Consider the following 17,860-nt stretch of genomic DNA (forward strand, 5'->3'; position numbering starts at 1 on the left):
CTTTCTCTTGTCGCGCGGTTCATTTCGGCAGGTGGGGTCGCGGGCTTGGTGAAACTGGCATCGTCGGGAAGGGCACGACGGGGGCAGGACGGCCTTGGCGCCCTGCGTCATGGCAATTTTGCTATAGGCGCGGATTCCTTGCGTCAATCGTCCCAAAGGATGGGTTTTGGCCGGATCGTGGCGCTATGCGCTGAATGGCCCGCAGATCGGGGGATGCGCGGATGAAATCCGCCGCGCTGGCGGGTTCAGCCCGCCGATCCTGGGCGGATTTTCGTTGTTTCGATATATGATTTGCGCCACTCTGACCGACAAGGCGAGCGGCAAAAGGGGCGCCACATCCTCCCTGTCGCCGGTCCGCTCCAGAGGTGCACCATGGCATTCGCCCCGCGCGACCTGGGTCGCGACGACACAAGATCGCTCCGCGAGCTTCTGCATTTCGCGATGCAGGCCACCCAGATCTCTTGCGCGACCTTTTACTGGATTGATGAGCGCCAGCAGATCCAGTTCGCCGCCAGCGAAGGCATCCCGGAGGACCGGCTCTCGCTTTATCGGGCGAAGTTCCAGGCCCATGATCCCTGCCGGCCCGCGCGGCTGATTGCCAGGGGCCAGCAGCTCCAGACCCTGACGGGCGCCTGCCTTGCGGCGCAAGAAGACGAGATCGCGCGTTATCGCCCCTATATGGCGCTGAGCGGCATCAAGGATGCGATGGATCTGCTCTTCTGGCACGAGGGCCGCCCGATTGGCGGCCTTGGTGTCATCTCGAAGGGCGATGACAGGGCCTTTGCGCCCGAGACGGTCCTTCTGGCGCAAAGCCTGCGCCGCTACGTCGAGGCAAGCCTCGCCTTCCATCCCCATGTCCAGCGCAGCACGGCGCGGCTGCGGCTGGAGGCGCGCTATGCCCTGTCACGGCGCGAGCTGGCGGTGGCGGAGCGGATAGGGCAGGGTCTGACCAACCAGGAAATCGCCGAAGATCTGACGATTGCGCTGCCCACCGTGAAAACCCATGTGCAAAGCCTGTTCCGCAAGGTCGGGGTGACCAACCGGACGTCTTTGACAGCCGAACTGCAGGGGCCGTCGCCGCTCAGTCCCCCATGAAGAGCCGGCCGTACCCATGGCGCGGCACTGTCGGCGGATTCGGCAGCGCAAGTCTTGCTTGATACCGCCCCGCCCGCCCGCCATGATCCGCCAAGGTCAGGGAGGCCAGAATGGATTTCAAATGGCTCGAGGATTTCCTGAGCCTTGCCGGCACCCACAGCTTTTCGCGGGCCTCCGAACTGCGCGGGGTGACGCAAAGCGCCTTCAGCCGCCGCATCCGCGCGCTGGAGGAGTGGCTGGGCGCCACGCTGGTCAACCGCGACAGCCATCCGGTGACGCTGACCGAGGAGGGCAAGCTGTTCCGCGAAACGGCGGAGGAGACGGTGCGGATGCTGACCGCCCGCCGTGCCGAGTTTCGCCACAGCGCGCAAAGCGGCGGGCCGCAGATCTCGCTCACCGCGCTGCACAGCCTGACGGTGACCTTCCTGCCCGGCTGGCTGATGCGGCTGCAGGGCATCGTCGGGCCGGTGGCCAGCCGCGTGATGCCCGACAACTTCAACCACTGCATCACCGCCCTGACCGAAGGCGGCTATGACTTCTTTCTGACCTACCACCACCCCGGCGTCGAAATCCCGCTCGGCCGCGGCTTTCCGCATCTGGTGGTGGGGCAGGACAGCCTCGCCGCCGTCGCCCGCCCCGGCTGGCCCGAGGCCTGGGGCCGGGTCGGCATGCCCCTGATGCAATACTCGCATGGGTCTTTCCTGGGGGCTCTGGCACAGATCGCCCAGGCCCAGCCCGGCGCGCCGCGGGTCTATGTCGCCCATATCAACGAAGCCTCAATGGCCGAAGCGATGAAGTCGATGGCGCTGGAAGGGCATGGCGTGGTCTGGCTGCCGCGCAGCCTGATCGCCGCCGAAATCGCGGCCGGAAAGCTGGAGGTCGTGGCCCCCGAACTGCCGATGGAAATCCGGCTCTACCGCAATGCCGCGCGCACCCGGGCGCTGTCGGCGCGGGTCTGGGCCGCTGCCGAGAAACTCGCGCAGGATTATGCAAAAACGGAATGACTGAGCCGATCTGGGCATTGGCCAAGATGCGAAATCGGGCGTAAAACGCTCGATATAGGCCCTTTGGCCGCAAACGATCCCTGAACATCCCAGACCATAATCGCATGGCCCCGGCGCTTCGCCGGTTTTGGCCCTATCCGAGGACTGCCCCATGACCCGTCCCATCACCGGCCCGATCACCCGCACCGACCACGACCTGCTTGGCTACCGCGAGGTGCCGGCCGAGGCCTATTGGGGCGTTCACACCCTGCGCGCGGTGGAGAACTTCCCGATCTCGGGGCAAAGCATTGGCCTTGTGCCCGACCTGATCAACGCGCTGGCCGCCATCAAACAGGCCGCAGCCGAAGCGAATGCCGATCTGGGCCTGCTGACCCCCGCCCGCCGTGCCGCCATCGTCGCCGCCTGCGAGGAAATCCGCGCCGGCCGTCTGCATGACCAGTTCGTCGTGGACCAGATCCAGGGCGGGGCCGGCACCTCGACCAACATGAACGCCAACGAGGTCATCGCCAACCGCGCGCTGGAGATCATGGGCCACCCGAAGGGTGCCTACAATTTCCTGCACCCGAACGAGCATGTGAATCAAAGCCAGAGCACCAATGACGTCTATCCCACCGCCCTGCGCCTTGCCGCCTGGCTGGGCATCCACCGCCTGATCGCGGCCATGGCCTCGCTGCGGGGGGCTTTCGAAGAGAAGGCGGCCGAATTTGCCGATGTCCTGAAGATGGGCCGCACCCAGCTGCAGGAAGCCGTGCCGATGACGCTGGGGCAAGAGTTCAACACCTTCGCCATCATGCTTGGCGAGGACGAGGCGCGTCTGGCCGAAGCCGCCAATCTGATCCTGGAGATCAATCTCGGCGGTACCGCCATCGGCACCGGGATCACCACCCACCCGGCTTATGCCGCCAAGGCCTGCGCCCAACTGGCGCGGGTCACCGGGATTCCGGTGGTCGCCGCCGCCGATCTGATCGAGGCGACGCAGGACTGCGGTGCCTTCGTCCAGCTGTCGGGCGTGCTGAAACGGGTTGCCGTCAAACTGTCGAAAACCTGCAACGATCTGCGGCTTCTCTCCTCCGGCCCCCGCGCCGGCTTTAACGAGATCAACCTCCCGGCGATGCAGGCGGGGTCGTCGATCATGCCGGGCAAGGTCAATCCGGTGATTCCGGAAGTGGTCAACCAGGTCGCCTTCGAGGTGATCGGCAACGACGTCACCATCACCTTCGCCGCCGAAGGGGGCCAGTTGCAGCTGAACGCTTTCGAGCCGATCATCGCCTATAGCCTGTTCCGCTCGGTCAGCCATCTGGAGGCCGCCTGCCGCACGCTGGAGACGCGCTGCATCCGGGGCATCACCGCCAACCGTGCCCTTCTGCGCGCCAGCATCGAAAACTCGATCGGCCTCGTGACGGCGCTGAACCCCTATATCGGCTATGATGCCGCGACCAAGGTGGCGCTGGAGGCGCATCACACCGGGCGCGGGGTTTATGAGCTGGTGCTGGAAAGCGGCCTGATGACCAAGGCGCAGCTGGACCAGGTGCTGAGCCCGGAGGCCCTGACCCGCCCGCAACAGCGCATCTGAACAGGGCAGATCGCCTCAGGCAAAGGCGATCTGCGCTTTCATGGCCTGGCTGCGGTCCGAGGCGAGGCGGAACGCCTCCTCGGCCCGCTCCAGGGGCAGGGTCTGGGTGATCAGCGGTTTCACGTCGATCAGGCCCTGCTGCATCAACTGCACCCCGGTTGCGAATTCGGGGTGAAAGCGGAAGCTGCCGCGCAGATCAAGCTCCTTGGCGGTGATCATCATCATCGGCAAGGTCATGTCGCCGCCAAGGCCCAGCTGCAGGATCACCCCGCGTGGCCGCAGCGCCGCGATGCCGCTGGAAAGGGCCGAAGCGACGCCGGTGCATTCGTAAAGCACGTCGAAATAGCCCTTGCCGGTGGCATAATCCGCCAAGGCCCCGGGCGCGCTGCCGGAGTTGACCCCCCGGTCCGCCCCCACCCGCGCCGCGATGGCAAGGGTGAAATCCGACAGGTCCACCGCGACGATCTCCGCCGCCCCGGCCCTGCGGGCCGCAAGGATCGCCAGAACCCCGATGGGTCCACAGCCGGTGACCAGCACCCGCTTGCCCAGCATCTCGCCCGCGCGGCGTGTGGCGTGAAGCGTCACGGCCAGGGGTTCCGCCATCGCGGCCTCGCCGGCGCTCAGGCCTGTGGCATCGACACATTGGCTGGCATCGGCGACCAGAACCTCACGAAAGGCGCCCTGCACATGGGGGAAAGGCATGGCGCTGCCATAAAACCGCATGTTCAGACAATGGTTCGGCAGGCCCTCGCGGCAATAAGTGCAGGTCCCGCAGGGGCGCGAGGGCGACACCGCCACCAGCTGCCCGAGGGTGAAGCCGGTCACCTCCGGCCCGATCGCTTCGACATGGGCCGAAACCTCATGCCCGAGGATCATCGGCTCGCGCAGGCGCACGGTGCCAAAGCCGCCATGGTTGTAATAATGCAGATCCGACCCGCAGACCCCGCCCGTGGCCAGCCGCAGCTTGAGCTGACCAGGGCCAGGGGCTTCCTCCGGGCGCTCCTCGACCCGCAGATCGTGGGCGGCGTGAATGACAATCGCCCGCATGTTCGCGCGCCCCTTCGTGCTTGACGTAAGATGTTAACGATAACATAACCGTCAAAACGGATTTCTGTCGAGAGAAAACGCGGCATTTGCGGCGGGGGGCATCATGGCGCTTACAATATTCGATCTGACCGGCAAGCGAGCACTGGTGACGGGGTCATCGCAGGGCATCGGCTTTGCCCTGGCCAAGGGGCTTGCGGCGGCAGGGGCGCAGGTCGTGCTGAACGGTCGTGATGCGGGCAAGCTGGCACAGGCGGTGGCCGCAATTCCAGGGGCTGAAAGCCTGGCCTTCGACGCCACCGACCATGTGGGCGTGCGCGGGGCGGTGGATGACTTTGAATCCCGGGTCGGCGCCATCGACATTCTGGTCAACAACGCCGGCATGCAGCACCGTGCCCCGCTGGAGGATTTCCCGGCCGAGGCTTTCGAGCGCCTGCTGCAGACCAATATCGCCAGCGTTTTCCATGTGGGCCAGGCCTGCGCCCGCCACATGATCGCGCGGGGGCGGGGCAAGATCATCAATATCGCCAGCGTGCAGACCGCCCTCGCCCGGCCCTCGATCGCGCCCTATACGGCGACCAAGGGCGCGGTGGGCAACCTGACCAAGGGCATGGCCACCGACTGGGCGCGGCATGGGCTGAACTGCAACGCCATAGCACCCGGCTATTTCGACACGCCGCTGAATGCTGCGCTGGTGGCCGACCCGGCCTTTTCCGGGTGGCTCGAAAAGCGCACCCCCGCCGGGCGCTGGGGCAAGGTCGAGGAACTGGTCGGCGCCTGCGTCTTCCTCGCTTCGGAAGCGTCGAGTTTCGTCAATGGCCACATCCTTTATGTCGACGGCGGCATCACGGCGTCGCTGTGATGTTGCGGGCGGTGTTCATGGGCGTGTCGGGCTGCGGCAAGTCCAGCATCGGCGCCGCCGTCTCGGCGCTGATCGGGGTGCCTTATGTCGATGGCGATGACCTGCACCCTGCGGCCAATGTCGAAAAAATGTCCGCCGGCATCCCCCTGACCGACGACGACCGATGGCCCTGGCTCGACCGCGTGGCCGCGACCCTGCAGGACCAAGCGCCGGTGCTTGTGGGATGTTCGGCCCTGAAGCGGATCTACCGCGACCGGATCCGCGCAGGCGCGGGCGGGCCGGTGCGTTTTGTCCATCTGGCGGGCAGCCGTGACCTGATCGCCGCCCGCATGGCCCGGCGCGAGGGGCATTACATGCCGACCTCACTGCTCGACAGCCAGTTCGCCGCCCTGGAACCGCCCGGCCCGGAGGAGGCTTTGACCGTCGACATCGCCCAAAGCACCGATGCTCTGGCGCGGGCAATCGCGGACGACCTCGCCCGCTGGGCCCAAGGCTGAGCGGAAACCGCCATGCAACCGCCCCGCAGACCACCGACCATGAGCGACATCGCCCGCGTGGTCGGCGTCTCGCCCATGACGGTGAGCCGTGCCTTCCGGCAGGACAGCGCGGTCACCGCACGGACCCGCGCGGCGGTGCTGACGGCGGCCGAGGCGCTGGGCTATGTCTTTGACAGCACCGCCGCGACCCTGCGCCTGCAAAGGACGGGCTTTGTCGCCGTCACCATCCCCTCGCTCAACAATGCCAATTTCGCCGACACGCTGGCCGCGCTGACCGAGGGGTTGAAGGATCAGGGCCTGCAGATCCTGCTCGGCTATACCGATTACGATCTGCTGAAAGAGGAAGAGCTGATCGAACAGCTGCTGCGCCGCAGGCCCGAGGCGATCATCGTCACCGGGGGCAGCCATACGGCACGGGCGCGGCGGCTGCTCGCCGGGGCGGGTATCCCGGTCGTCGAGATCTGGGATCTGCCCGAGGCGCCGATTGGCCATGTCGTGGGCTTTTCCAATGCGGCGGCGATGACCGGGCTGGTCGATCTTTGCGTGGCGGCGGGGCGGACCCGCGTCGCCTTTATCGGCGGCGATGCCGAGGGCGACAGCCGGGGTGGCGACCGCCGGCGCGGGTTCGTCGCGGCCATGCAAGCCCACGGGCTGGACCCCTCGCGCCTGATCGACATCGGCCCGCCACGGGCCTCGATGCGGCAGGGCGCCGAGGCCATGGCGGGGCTCTTGGACGGAATGCCTGATACTGAGGCGGTGATCTGCGTCTCGGACCTCGCGGCCTTTGGCGCGCTCAGCACCTGTCAGCGCAGGGGCATCGCGGTGCCCGGGCAGGTCTGGATCGCAGGCTTCGGCGATTACGAGATTGCCGGGGTCTGCGTGCCGGCGCTGACCACCGTTGATCCCTTGCCGCAGCAGATCGGGACCAGCGCCGCCGACCTGATCCGCCGCGCGCTGGGCGGGCAGCTGGACGACGCGCAAAGCATCGCCATCGCGCCGCGCCTGATCTTGCGGCAGTCGACCGGTTAAACCGTCACCTCGGCCACCGCCCGCAGGGGGGCGCCGCTGCCGCCCTCGATCTTCAGGGGCAGGGTGGTGAGCTGGCAGAAGGGCGGCAAGCGGCCCAGATTGGCAAAATTCTCGCCGATCAGCACGCCTGCGGCCAGAAGGCTGTAATGGGCGGGGAACGTCGTGCTGCCGAAGCGGTCGATCGACATGGCGTCGGTGGCCACGATCCGCACGCCCCGCGCGACCAGCAGATCGGCGGTCGCGGCGGACAGGCCGGGCCAGTCGCGGAACACCCGGGCGTCATCGCCCTGCCAGAAGGCATCCCAGCCGAAGTGAAAAGCCACAGCGTCGCCGGGCAGGATCGGGCCATGTGCAGCCTCGAACCCGGTGATCAGCTCGGGCCCCGCCTCGCTCTCCGGCGGCAGATGCGCCTTGATCGTTGCAAGCCGGCCAAAGAAGCGCTCCACCGGGATGGCGTCGATGGTGGTGCCGCCGGCGATGAAATGGGCGGGGGCGTCGAAATGGGTGCCGGAGTGTTCCGACATCTCCAGCGCGTGGTTGCAGGAGATGTCGCCCGCCGCAATCTGCGAGACGGGGCGCTGGGTAAAGACCGGATGGTCGGGCCAGACCGGCATGCCATTGCGCATCGGATGGGTCAGATCAATCAGCATGCCGCGTCTCCTTCTTGGGCAGCGCCCGGAACCGGCGCCAGCATGCGGCCCGGCTGGCCCAAAAACAAGGCGGCGCCCGCACTCAGCCCCGCCAATAGGACCGCGACCAGCGCCGCGCCTTGGAGGAAGACCGCCACGGCGTCAGCAGGTATTCGGTGACCACCACCAGAAGGAAGGCCAGGATGCCAAGCGCCGCCAGAAAGGCGATGGCCGAAAAGGTGCCCGCCGTGTTCAGCCGCGAATTGGCCTGCAACAGATAGGCCCCGATCCCGCCGCTGGTCGATGCAGTCCATTCGGCGATCACAGCACCGGTGACGCTGAAGGTCGCCGACAGCTTCAGCGCGGAAAACAGAGGCGAATATGTCGCGGGCAGCTTCACATGGCGGAAGATGTTCAGCCGCGACGCCCCCATCGAGCGCACCAGATTGAGCACATCGCCATCGACCGAGGCCAGCCCGTCCAGCACATTGACCACCACCGGGAAGAACACGACCAAGGCCACGATCACCAGTTTCGGCGCCAGACCAAAGCCCAGCCAGATCGTCAGCGCGGCCGAGATGGCGATGATCGGGATGGCCTGGCTCAGGATCAGGATCGGATAGAGGATGCCGCGCACCGTTTTCGACAGGTCCATCAGCACCGCCAGCACAAAACCCGTGCCCGCGCCAAGGACAAAGCCCAGCAGGAACTCGATGAAGGTGACGTAAAAGCCGGTGACCAGGGGCTGCCAATCCTCGACGATATGCTGGCCCACATCCATCGGCGAAGGCATCACATAGCGCGGGATCTGGTACCAGGACACCAGCGCCGCCCAGGCCGCGATCACCAGAACCAGGGCGCAGATCGGGTAAAGGATCTTGAGGAACAGCGCCTTGCCTTGCGGGGTTTCAGACATGGTCAAGCGCCTCCTCGGCATCCGAAGTCGTGGTTTGGTAGATCGTGGCAAGGATGCGCTGTTTCAGGGCGACGAACTCCGGGTCGATCAGGCTTGAGACCGGGCGCGGGCGCGGGATCGGGACCGAGATCACCTCGTGGATGCGGCCGGGGCGCGGCGTCATCACCACGACGCGGTCGGCGAGGAAGATCGCCTCGTCGATGTCATGGGTGACAAAGATGATGGTGCGCTTTTCGCGGCGCCAGACCGACAGCAGCCATTGCTGCATCGCAAGCCGGGTCTGCGAATCCAGCGCGCCGAAGGGTTCGTCCAGCAGCATCACGTCACGGTGCATGGCCAGCGTCCGCATCAGGGCCACGCGCTGGCGCATGCCGCCCGACAGCGCCGCCGGATAATGGTTGATGAAATCGCCCAGGCCATAGCGGGTGGCCAGCGCCACGCCCTCGGCCCGTTCCGCCTTGCTGGCACCGCCTTTCAGCAGCGCGCCCAGCACGATGTTGTCCAGCACGGTGCGCCAAGGGAGCAGGAGGTCCTTTTGCAGCATGTAGCCGACATGGCCCGACTTGCCGGTAACATCCTGACCGTCGATCAGAACCCGTCCGCCGCTCGGCGCCAGCACGCCGGCGATGATGTTGAACATCGTGCTCTTGCCGCAGCCCGAGGGGCCCACCACCGAGACGAACTCCCCCTTCGCAACTTCAAGATCCGTGGGCGACAGCGCCAGCACGTCCTTGAAATTGCGCGAGACGGCTTTGAGAGACAGTTTGGCAGGCTTGTCCATGCAGCGGATTCCAGCGTTTTAAAGGGTGAAGCAGCGTTCGCGGCCGAACCAGACGAGGTCCTCGACCTTGACGGCGATGCCACCCCGCGCGGCAAAGGGCTCGATCGCCCAGGCGCCCCACATCGGCGTGGCATTGCCCGCGTCGATGAACTGGTGGAGGTAGGCGGCCCCTGGCGTCAGCGAATGGCCGATGTTGCCGAGTTGATCGAGGAGGATGAACCCCTCGGCGGTCAGCCTCGCGTGACTGAGGCCGAAAAGCTCGTTCGCGGGCATGCCGGGGCGGCATTGGGCGATCGTCTCGTAATGTAGCGCCTCCAGATCGGCGAGCGCCTTTTTCGCCTCCGGATAGTCGCCGATCACCGCACAGCGCGTGCAATCGCCCCAGAAGCCGCTTGCCGTGATCGGGTGGACATCGACCATCAGCACATCCTTCGCGGCGGCCTTCAGCGCGGTCGGCGGGTTGGTGGGAAAACAGATCAGGGTGTTTTCCCCCAAGCCGACGTTGGTGATGGTCCAGACATGGTCGATCTCGTTGGCGATCAGGCTGGCGCTGATTGCAAGCTCAACCTCCTGTTCGCTGACCCCTTCGGCTGCGACGGCAAGCCCGGCCGCCGCAGCCTCCTTGGCGATCCGTTGCGCCTGGACCAGCCCGGGTGGCGGCAGGTCTGCGACATCGGGGCCGGGACGGTAGGTCCAGGCGGGAACAATGCGGCGCAAGGGGCGGGTCGCGGTCATCGGGGCCTCCTGATCTTTACTTGGTCAGATAGTCGTTGGTGAAATAGGCCGTGGGCGCCTCGACCGCCTTGACGACTTCGAACTTGGTCAGCGCGGCGAGGAGCGTGGTCCAGTCGGCCTCGCTGCTGGCCATCAGGTCGGCGTCCATCGCGCCGAACAGCGGAATGGTGTCCTTCCACTGCTGCGAGATGAAGGTGCCGTCATAGGCCTTGGCATAGGTCTCGGCAAAGGCGGCAATGGCCTCGTCGGGGTTGGCCACGGCATATTCGATGCTTTTGCGGGTGGCGCGCAGGAAGGCCTTGGCGAGGTCGGGGTTCGCCTTCAGCCAGGGCTCGTTGGCGGCCAGCATGAAGATCGGCGTGTTGGGCACGCCGTGGTCGGTGGCGGCCATGAATTCGGGTTTCTGATTGCCGGCGGTGACCATCTCGGTCCCTTCGGCATTGGTAATGCCGGTGATCGCATCGACCTTGCCTTGCAAGAGCAGGGGCACGGTGTCATCGGCGGCGGCCACGGTCTGCACATCGTCCAGCGTCAACCCGCCATCGGCGAGCATCATCGACAGCTGCGCCTTGGTCCAGGCGTCGTTGTAGATGCCGATGGTCTTGCCCTTCAGCTCGGCAATCTTCAGCGGCTTGCCCTCGGCGCTGATGATGCCCCAGTTGTTGCCGCGGCCATAACGCCCGATGGCCACGACCGGCGCCTGCTCGCCGCGCGCGAAGATCACGTCCATCACGGTGGTGAAGGCCAGCTGCGCCCGCCCGGTGCCGAGGAATTTCATCGTGTCGGCCACGGTGGGCGGGGTCACCACCTCCAGCTCGATGCCTTCTTCGGCATAGAAGCCCTTCTTGCTGCCCAGGATCCACGGAATCCAGAAGCCATCGGGCACCGGCCATTCCTGAATGAAGGTCAGCTTGGTCAAATCCGCCGCAAATGCCGGGCGGAAGGCGGCGGCGCTGGCGGCGAGGGCGAGGGCGCCAAAGGAGCGGCGGGTCAGGGTCGGGCTCATGGGGATATTCCTCTGTGTTGGGGGGATTATTCGGTCTTGAGGGAGGCTACGGCCGTCTGCGCGGCCTTGGGTTCGGGGAAGGTGAGCGGGCCGCCGGACATGCCGATGGCCCGCAGGGTGGCGTGCAGCAGGACCTCGGCGCCGAGTGCCACATGGTCCGGGGTGACATATTCGCTTTCATTATGGCTGATCCCGTCGCGGCAGGGCACGAAGATCATCGCCGCCGGGGCCACGCGGCCGAGAAACAGCGCGTCATGAAAGGCGCCCGAAACGATGCGCCGGTGTTTGACGCCGCAATCCCGCGCGGCCCCTTCGATGGCCTGCAGCATCGGCTCGGCGAATTTCGCCGGCGCCATGTCGAAGAGCTGGCCCACGGTCATGGTGCAGTCATGGGCCACGGCTGCGGCGCCCAGTACCGCCCGGACCTGCGCCTCGATGGCGTCGATCTTGGCAAGGGCCGGGTGGCGAATATCGACCGTGAAGCGGACGGCAGCGGGGATCGCGTTGATGCTGCCCGGCTCTGCCGCGATCCGGCCGACGGTCATCCGGGCATCGGGGTCTGCGGGCATCACCTGCGTGAAAAGGGCTGCGAGGCCTGCGACCGTGGCCATCATCGGGTCGCGCCGCGCCGCAAAAGGCGTGGTGCCGGCATGTCCGGCCTGCCCGGTGATCACCACCTCCAGCCAGCGGGTGCCCTGCACGGCGGTGACGACGCCGATCGGGATGTTCTCGCGCTCCAGGATCGGGCCCTGTTCGATATGCAATTCCAGATAGCCGCTGATCGGCTGGCCGAGCGGTCGCCTGCGGGCCGAGGGCAGGGCGCGCAGGGTGGCGGCAAGTTCCCTGGCAAGGGTCGCGCCATCGGCGGGGCTGACGGCGGCCAGCGTCGCGGCCGGGATGGTGCGCGACACGAAAGCCTGCGAGCCCATGCTGCCGGGGGCGAACCGGCTGCCCTCCTCGTTGGTCCAGGCCACAAGCTCGATGGCGGCCTCGGTCTGCAGCCCCGCATCTTCCAGGCTTTCAAGCACTTCAATAGCGGCCAGAGTGCCAAGCGCCCCGTCAAAGCGGCCGCCGTTCGGCTGGGTGTCGAGATGGCTGCCGATCAGGAATGGCGGCAGGTCGGGCTTGCGACCCTTGCGGCGGATGAAAAGGTTGGCGATGTCATCCTGATAAACCTCAAACCCGCGGGCTTTGGCCAGACCGGCCAGCATCCCCCGCGCCTCGCGGTCCAGCGCGGTCAAGGCCTGGCGATTGACGCCCCCCGCCGGCGTCGCCCCAATGGCAGCGAAAGCTGCCATGCGGGCGAGAAATCTGGTCCGGTTGGTCTTTGGCATCAGGGGCATGACAGCGGGAGGTTTCCCTTTTCCGGCAGCGCGCCGGCGTGGATTTTCAGGTCAGGTGGCTACATATTCAAGTAACTTGAAAATCTGTCAACACATATTGCATTCCGTTCGGTTTTCCTGAAAACTGCGGCAGGCCGGTTGGCGCGACGCGCGGCCCCCGCGTGCCGCGCCTGTTGAAGCATGGATGAAGATGAAGAGCAGTGACCTGCGGCCAAGCGCCGAACCCGACCATCATCCCAATGCCGCCGTCCTGGGCATGCGGCTGCGGCTGGCGCGACAGACGCGCGGCCTGACGCTGAAGGCGCTGGCCGAGGGGGCCAACTGCTCGGAAAGCCTGCTGTCGAAGATCGAGAACGGCAAGGCCACGCCCTCGCTGCCGATGCTGCACCGGCTGGTCAAGGTTCTGGGCACCAATATTGGCTGGATGTTTGAGGAAACCGATGCCGAAGAGGGCATTGTGTTCCGCAACGGCACGCGGCCCCTGATCACGCTGGACCCCTTGCGCCGGGGCGAGGGGATCTCGCTGGAGCGGATCATTCCCTATTCGCCGGGGCACCTGCTGCAGTGCAACATCCACCACATCGAAGAGGGTGGCGCCAGCGCCGGGCCCATCGAACATGCCGGCGAAGAGGTCGGCTATATCCTGGCCGGCGAGATCGAGCTGATCGTGGAGGACAAGATCTTCCAGATGAAACCGGGCGATGCCTTCGTGTTCAAATCCGATCTGCCGCACCATTACCGCAACATCGGAACCGACCGCGCCAGCATCTTTTGGGTCAACACCCCGCCGACTTTCTGATCCGAAGCCGGGGCAAGGTGATTAAAATTCAAGTGACTTGACAGAAGGGCTGTCGATTTGCATTGATGGCCCATCCCCGGTTCGCGCCCATCCGCGCGCCCCCTGATTTCGGAGAGTTGCATGTCTAAATACAAGGTTCTGCTGGCCGGGGAATCCTGGGTGACCACGGGGATCCACACCAAGGGGTTCGACCAGTTCGCGACCGCCACCTACCACACCGGCGCCGATGAGCTGCTGGCCGCCTTCAAGGACGGCCCGCTGGACGTGCGCTTCATGCCCTCGCACGAGGCGCAGGCGCAGTTTCCGCAATCGCTGGAGGCATTGCGCGCCTATGACGCGATCGTGCTGTCCGACATCGGGGCCAATACGCTGCTTCTGCATCCCGACACATGGCTGCGGTCCAAGCCGACGCCGAACCGCCTGCGCCTGTTGCGCGACTATGTGCAGGAGGGTGGGGCCTTGCTGATGTACGGCGGCTATTATAGCTTTCAGGGCATCAACGGCGGCGCGCGCTATCACAAGACCCCGGTCGAGGAGGTGCTGCCGGTGACCTGCCTGCCCTTCGACGACCGGGTGGAGGTGCCCGAATCCTTCAAGCCCGTCGTCAGCGGCAATCCCGCGCACCCGATCCTCGCCGGGCTTGGCACCGATTGGCCGGTGCTTCTGGGCTTCAACGAGGTGGTGGTCAAGGCGGGGGCCGAGGTGCTGGCGACCGTCTCCACCGACTATGGCGCGCTGCCTTTGCTGGTCTGCGGCACCTATGGCAAGGGGCGAACCGTGGTCTGGACCTCGGATGTCGGGCCGCATTGGCTGCCGCAGGATTTCATCGCCTGGAAGGGCTACAAGACGCTCTTCGAACAGCAGGTGCTTTGGGCGATCGGCCGCGACTGAGCGGGGCATGACAGGGGAACGGCGCGCATGACGAAACGTGGACAGGAAGCCGGGGTGACGGTCGCAAGCCTCCAGATGGAGCCGCTTTTCGGGCAGACCGCGAGAAACGTCGCCCATTCGATCACGCTGATCGAGCAGGCGGCGGCCAAGGGGGCGAAACTCGTCGTCCTGCCGGAGCTGTGCAACACCGGCTACGTCTTCCAAAGCCGGGCCGAACTGCGCAACCTGGCCGAGGTGATCCCCGAGGGCCCCTCGACCCAGGCCTGGATCGAGGCGGCGGCCCGGCTCGACCTTTACATTGTGGCCGGAATTACCGAGCGCGATGGCGAGCGCTTCTACAACTCCGCCGTTCTCATCGGTCCCTCTGGCCTGATCGGCCGCTACCGCAAGATCCACCTCTGGGGCGAGGAGGCGCTGTTCTTCACGCCGGGTGATCTGGGCATTCCGGTGTTTGACACCGCGCTTGGCCGGATCAGCTGCATCATCTGCTATGACTGCTGGTTCCCCGAGACCTTCCGTCTGGCCGCGCTGCAGGGGGCGGAGCTGATGTGCGTGCCGACCAACTGGGTCCCGATCCCGGGGCAGGACCCCAAGCGCGAGGCGATGGCGAATATCCTCGTCATGGCGGCGGCGCACAGCAACTCGCTGTTCATCATCGCCGCCGACCGGGTTGGCACCGAACGCGGCCAGCCCTTCATCGGCCAAAGCCTGATTGTGGGCCACGCTGGCTGGCCGATGGCCGGACCGGCCAGTTATGACAAAGAAGAGGTTCTGCTGGCCGAGATCAACCTCGCCGATGCGCGGCGCAAGCGGAACTGGAACGACTTCAACCAGGTGTTGCGCGACCGGCGGACCGATGTCTACGACCGGATGCTGGGGACCGATTACAAGCCCGGCTGGTATTGAGGCCTCTGACTCTCAAATGACAAAGGGCGCGGTCCGCAAGACCGCGCCCTTTATCCGGTGTGGAAAGCCTTACTGGCCGCGCAGTTCCAGCCGCTTGGCGAAGTGCAGGGCGATCATGGTGCCGATGGCGCCGGACAGCAGGTAAAAGCCCGAGGCGAACAGGCCCAGTCCCGCCGCCAGGGTCAGCGCGGCCAGCGGTGCAAAGCCGGCGCCAAACAGCCAGGCGAGGTCCGACACCAGCGCCGAAGCGGTGTAGCGATGGACGCTGGCGAACAGCGAGGCGACGGCGCCCGAGGATTGGCCAAAGCTGAAGCCGAGGATGGCAAAGCCGTAGAACATGAAGATCGCCTCGCCGATCTGACCGGCGCCCAGCAGCACCGGGGCCAAGAGGCTGAAGGTCGCAATCGCGAAAGCGCCCCAGAACAACAGGCTGCGCCGCCCGATCTTGTCGGACACGAGGCCCGACAGGAAGGTCGCCACGATGCCGACGACCGCGCCCATCGACTCGATCAGAAGGAAACCGACCGGCGACTGGTCGGTGTAAAGGAACACCCAGGAGAGCGGGAACACCGTGACCATGTGGAACAGCGCAAAGCTGGCCAGCGGCACGAAGGCGCCGGTCAGGATGCCGCGGCCCTCGGCTTTGACGGTGGCGCGCACCGTGGTCGGCTGCAGGTCGCGGGTCTCGAACAGGCGCTGGTATTCCGGGGTCACCACCATGCGCAGGCGGGCGAACAGCGCCACCACGTTGATCGCAAAGGCCACGAAGAAGGGATAGCGCCAGCCCCATTCCAACAGATCGGCGGCAGAAAGCGCGGTCAGCAGATAGGCAAACAGCAGGCTTGCGACGATCAGCCCGACCGGCGCGCCCAGCTGCGGCACCATCGCGTAAAACCCGCGCCGCCCCTCCGGCGCGTTCAGGGCCAGAAGCGAGGCGAGACCGTCCCACGACCCGCCCAGGGCCAGACCCTGACCGATGCGCAACGCGCCCAGCAGCACGATCGCCCAGCCGCCCAGCACGTCATAGGCCGGCAACAACCCGACCGCCACGGTCGAGGTGCCCATCAGAAGCAAGGCGCCAATCAGCTTGGCGTTCTTGCCGAAGCGGCGATCAACGGCGGTGAAGATCACCGTGCCGAAGGGCCGCGCCAGAAACGCCAGCGCGAACAGCGCGAAGGACCAGAGCGTGCCCTCCAGGGGCGAGGCGAAGGGGAAGAACTGCTTCGGGAAGATCAGCACCGAGGCAATCGCATAGACGAAGAAGTCGAAGAATTCCGAGCTGCGCCCGATGATCACGCCAACGGCGATGTCCGAGGGCGAGACGTGTTCGCCATCATGGGCGGTATGTTCTGCAAGGGCCGGGCTTTGCATCGAAGGGAGGCTCCACTGAAGACAGGGCAAGGCTGAAGACAGGGCAAGGCCCACGCGTGGACCGATCCCTAAGCCTTGCTGCGCTGCAGCGGCATTGGACAAATTGTCCAATCCCCTCTGCGGCGCAAACCTTTAGACAGAGCAGCGTGGCGACGGCGGCCCCGCGGACGGAGACCGGAAAAAATGAGCAAATCCCTAAAGTTGCAGGCATCCTTCGCGATGATTCTGCTGTTGTCTGCCTGCAAGTTCGACGTGCTGGCCCCGGCTGGCGACGTTGCTGCAAAGCAGCGTGATTTGCTGGTCATCTCGACCGGGCTCATGCTGCTCATCATCGTGCCGGTGATGGTGCTGACCGTGGTCTTCGCCTGGCGCTACCGCGCGCAGAACGACAAGTCGAACTACCAGCCGGAGTGGAACCACTCGACCAAGCTGGAGCTGGTGATCTGGGCCGCGCCCTTGCTGATCGTGATCTGCCTTGGCGCGCTGACCTGGGTCGGCACCCATCTTCTGGACCCTTACCGCCCGCTCGACATGGCGGGCGGCGTCAAAGCCGAGACGCGCCAGGCGCCCCTGCGGGTCGAGGTTGTGGCGCTCGACTGGAAATGGCTCTTCATTTACCCCGACCAGGGCGTGGCCTCGATCAATGATCTGGCGGTTCCGGTGGACCGCGAGGTGGAATTCACCCTGACCTCGTCCACCGTGATGAACGCCTTCTACATCCCCTCGATGGCCGGGATGATCTATGCGATGCCCGCGATGGAGACCAAGTTGCACGGCGTCTTCAACGTGAAGGGCGATTATCAGGGCCTGTCCTCGCATTACTCGGGCGCCGGGTTCTCGGGGATGCGGTTCAAGGCCCATGCGGTGGACGACGCGGGCTTTGCTGCCTGGGTCGATGCCGCCAAGTCGAGCGGCCAGTCGCTGGACCGCGCCCGCTATCTGACGCTGGCCGTGCCGAGCGAGAATGACAAGCCCGCCTTCTTCTCCGCCGTCGAGCCTGACCTGTACGACCGTGTCGTCAACCTTTGTGTCGAAGAGGGCAAGATGTGCATGGCCGAAATGGCGGCTTTGGATGCCAAGGGCGGCACCGGTCTGGCCGGCGCCTACAACATCGCGGCCCTGACCTATCAGCCGGGTAGCCGGGTGCGCATTCCGGCGCTGGGGGGCCTGCCCTTCATGGTGACACAGATCTGCTCGCCGCAGGAGGCCGCGAAGATGTTCGGCACCGATCCCGTCACCCGCGCCGCTGCAGCCCCCGACATGTCCCCGCTGATGGGACACGGCCTGCCGCAGCCCACGGGCCTCATGAGCCTCATTCCGCCCCATATGTCGATCGCTGCGGCGCAGCCTGTCGCCCCGTCTGATCTTTAAGGAACCTC

Annotated in this window: 18 protein-coding genes; 10 read left to right on the top strand and 8 right to left on the bottom strand. The window is 65.8% G+C overall.

Annotation, left to right across the window (positions count from 1 at the left end; translation table 11 throughout):
- Positions 1 to 372 precede the first annotated feature (372 nt).
- The 3 genes from AC1DVR_RS02715 to aspA all read left to right on the top strand — a co-directional run bounded on the left by AC1DVR_RS02715 (position 373) and on the right by aspA (position 3,672).
- Positions 373 to 1,095: a helix-turn-helix transcriptional regulator gene (locus AC1DVR_RS02715; RefSeq protein ID WP_477998980.1), complete on the top strand. Its 723-nt coding sequence runs from the start codon at positions 373 to 375 to the stop codon at positions 1,093 to 1,095.
- 110 nt (positions 1,096 to 1,205) lie between these two features.
- Positions 1,206 to 2,099 carry a LysR family transcriptional regulator gene (locus tag AC1DVR_RS02720; RefSeq protein ID WP_477998981.1) on the top strand — a complete coding sequence of 298 codons (894 nt, stop codon included), beginning with the start codon at positions 1,206 to 1,208 and terminating at the stop codon, positions 2,097 to 2,099.
- Between the two features lie 151 nt (positions 2,100 to 2,250).
- Positions 2,251 to 3,672: an aspartate ammonia-lyase gene (gene aspA, locus AC1DVR_RS02725; RefSeq protein ID WP_477998982.1), complete on the top strand. Its 1,422-nt coding sequence runs from the start codon at positions 2,251 to 2,253 to the stop codon at positions 3,670 to 3,672.
- Positions 3,673 to 3,687: 15 nt separating this feature from the next.
- On the opposite strand, the gene AC1DVR_RS02730 is transcribed toward aspA, so the two are convergent.
- On the bottom strand, positions 3,688 to 4,719 hold the full coding sequence (locus tag AC1DVR_RS02730) for an L-idonate 5-dehydrogenase (RefSeq protein WP_477998983.1): 1,032 nt from the start codon (positions 4,717 to 4,719) through the stop codon (positions 3,688 to 3,690).
- A 103-nt stretch (positions 4,720 to 4,822) separates the two neighbouring features.
- On the opposite strand from AC1DVR_RS02730, the gene AC1DVR_RS02735 reads away from it, so the two are divergent.
- From AC1DVR_RS02735 to AC1DVR_RS02745, 3 genes are read left to right on the top strand one after another with little or no spacing between them, the layout of a single operon-like run.
- A complete protein-coding gene (locus AC1DVR_RS02735; RefSeq protein ID WP_477998984.1) occupies positions 4,823 to 5,578 on the top strand; it encodes an SDR family oxidoreductase in 756 nt (251 codons plus the stop codon).
- Positions 5,578 to 6,075: a gluconokinase gene (locus tag AC1DVR_RS02740; RefSeq protein ID WP_477998985.1), complete on the top strand. Its 498-nt coding sequence runs from the start codon at positions 5,578 to 5,580 to the stop codon at positions 6,073 to 6,075. The genes AC1DVR_RS02735 and AC1DVR_RS02740 overlap by 1 nt, the downstream gene beginning before the upstream one ends.
- Positions 6,076 to 6,087: 12 nt before the next feature.
- Positions 6,088 to 7,104: a LacI family DNA-binding transcriptional regulator gene (locus AC1DVR_RS02745; RefSeq protein WP_477998986.1), complete on the top strand. Its 1,017-nt coding sequence runs from the start codon at positions 6,088 to 6,090 to the stop codon at positions 7,102 to 7,104.
- On the opposite strand, the gene AC1DVR_RS02750 is transcribed toward AC1DVR_RS02745, so the two are convergent.
- From AC1DVR_RS02750 to AC1DVR_RS02775, 6 genes are all read right to left on the bottom strand, one after another.
- Positions 7,101 to 7,754, bottom strand: coding sequence for a cyclase family protein (locus tag AC1DVR_RS02750; protein ID WP_477998987.1), 654 nt, complete (start codon positions 7,752 to 7,754; stop codon positions 7,101 to 7,103). The two genes, AC1DVR_RS02745 and AC1DVR_RS02750, sit on opposite strands and share 4 nt — an antisense overlap.
- 82 nt (positions 7,755 to 7,836) lie before the next feature.
- Positions 7,837 to 8,649, bottom strand: coding sequence for an ABC transporter permease (locus AC1DVR_RS02755; RefSeq protein ID WP_477998988.1), 813 nt, complete (start codon positions 8,647 to 8,649; stop codon positions 7,837 to 7,839).
- Complete coding sequence (locus AC1DVR_RS02760) at positions 8,642 to 9,430, bottom strand: ABC transporter ATP-binding protein (protein ID WP_477998989.1); 789 nt, start codon at positions 9,428 to 9,430, stop codon at positions 8,642 to 8,644. Before AC1DVR_RS02760 ends, AC1DVR_RS02755 begins: the two co-directional genes overlap by 8 nt.
- An 18-nt stretch (positions 9,431 to 9,448) precedes the next feature.
- Positions 9,449 to 10,165 (bottom strand): M24 family metallopeptidase, encoded by a 717-nt coding sequence (locus tag AC1DVR_RS02765; protein ID WP_477998990.1) that lies wholly within the window; start codon positions 10,163 to 10,165, stop codon positions 9,449 to 9,451.
- A gap of 16 nt (positions 10,166 to 10,181) precedes the next feature.
- On the bottom strand, positions 10,182 to 11,171 hold the full coding sequence (locus tag AC1DVR_RS02770) for an ABC transporter substrate-binding protein (protein WP_477998991.1): 990 nt from the start codon (positions 11,169 to 11,171) through the stop codon (positions 10,182 to 10,184).
- Between the two features lie 26 nt (positions 11,172 to 11,197).
- On the bottom strand, positions 11,198 to 12,469 hold the full coding sequence (locus tag AC1DVR_RS02775) for a Zn-dependent hydrolase (protein ID WP_477998992.1): 1,272 nt from the start codon (positions 12,467 to 12,469) through the stop codon (positions 11,198 to 11,200).
- 235 nt (positions 12,470 to 12,704) lie between these two features.
- Here AC1DVR_RS02775 and AC1DVR_RS02780 point away from each other — a divergent pair, with 235 nt between their 5' ends.
- The 3 genes from AC1DVR_RS02780 to AC1DVR_RS02790 all read left to right on the top strand — a co-directional run bounded on the left by AC1DVR_RS02780 (position 12,705) and on the right by AC1DVR_RS02790 (position 15,110).
- Positions 12,705 to 13,313: a cupin domain-containing protein gene (locus tag AC1DVR_RS02780; protein ID WP_477998993.1), complete on the top strand. Its 609-nt coding sequence runs from the start codon at positions 12,705 to 12,707 to the stop codon at positions 13,311 to 13,313.
- A 120-nt stretch (positions 13,314 to 13,433) separates the two neighbouring features.
- On the top strand, positions 13,434 to 14,204 hold the full coding sequence (locus AC1DVR_RS02785; RefSeq protein WP_477998994.1) for a glutamine amidotransferase: 771 nt from the start codon (positions 13,434 to 13,436) through the stop codon (positions 14,202 to 14,204).
- 27 nt (positions 14,205 to 14,231) lie between these two features.
- Positions 14,232 to 15,110, top strand: a complete 879-nt coding sequence (locus AC1DVR_RS02790; RefSeq protein WP_477998995.1) for a nitrilase family protein — start codon at positions 14,232 to 14,234, stop codon at positions 15,108 to 15,110.
- A gap of 69 nt (positions 15,111 to 15,179) precedes the next feature.
- Here AC1DVR_RS02790 and AC1DVR_RS02795 read toward each other — a convergent pair whose 3' ends face one another.
- Positions 15,180 to 16,481: an MFS transporter gene (locus AC1DVR_RS02795; protein WP_477998996.1), complete on the bottom strand. Its 1,302-nt coding sequence runs from the start codon at positions 16,479 to 16,481 to the stop codon at positions 15,180 to 15,182.
- A gap of 183 nt (positions 16,482 to 16,664) precedes the next feature.
- Between AC1DVR_RS02795 and cyoA the strand changes: the two genes are divergently transcribed.
- Positions 16,665 to 17,852: a ubiquinol oxidase subunit II gene (gene cyoA / locus AC1DVR_RS02800; RefSeq protein WP_477998997.1), complete on the top strand. Its 1,188-nt coding sequence runs from the start codon at positions 16,665 to 16,667 to the stop codon at positions 17,850 to 17,852.
- Positions 17,853 to 17,860: the final 8 nt, after the last annotated feature.

It is taken from the genome of Rhodobacter sp. P2_H5 (assembly GCF_056403335.1).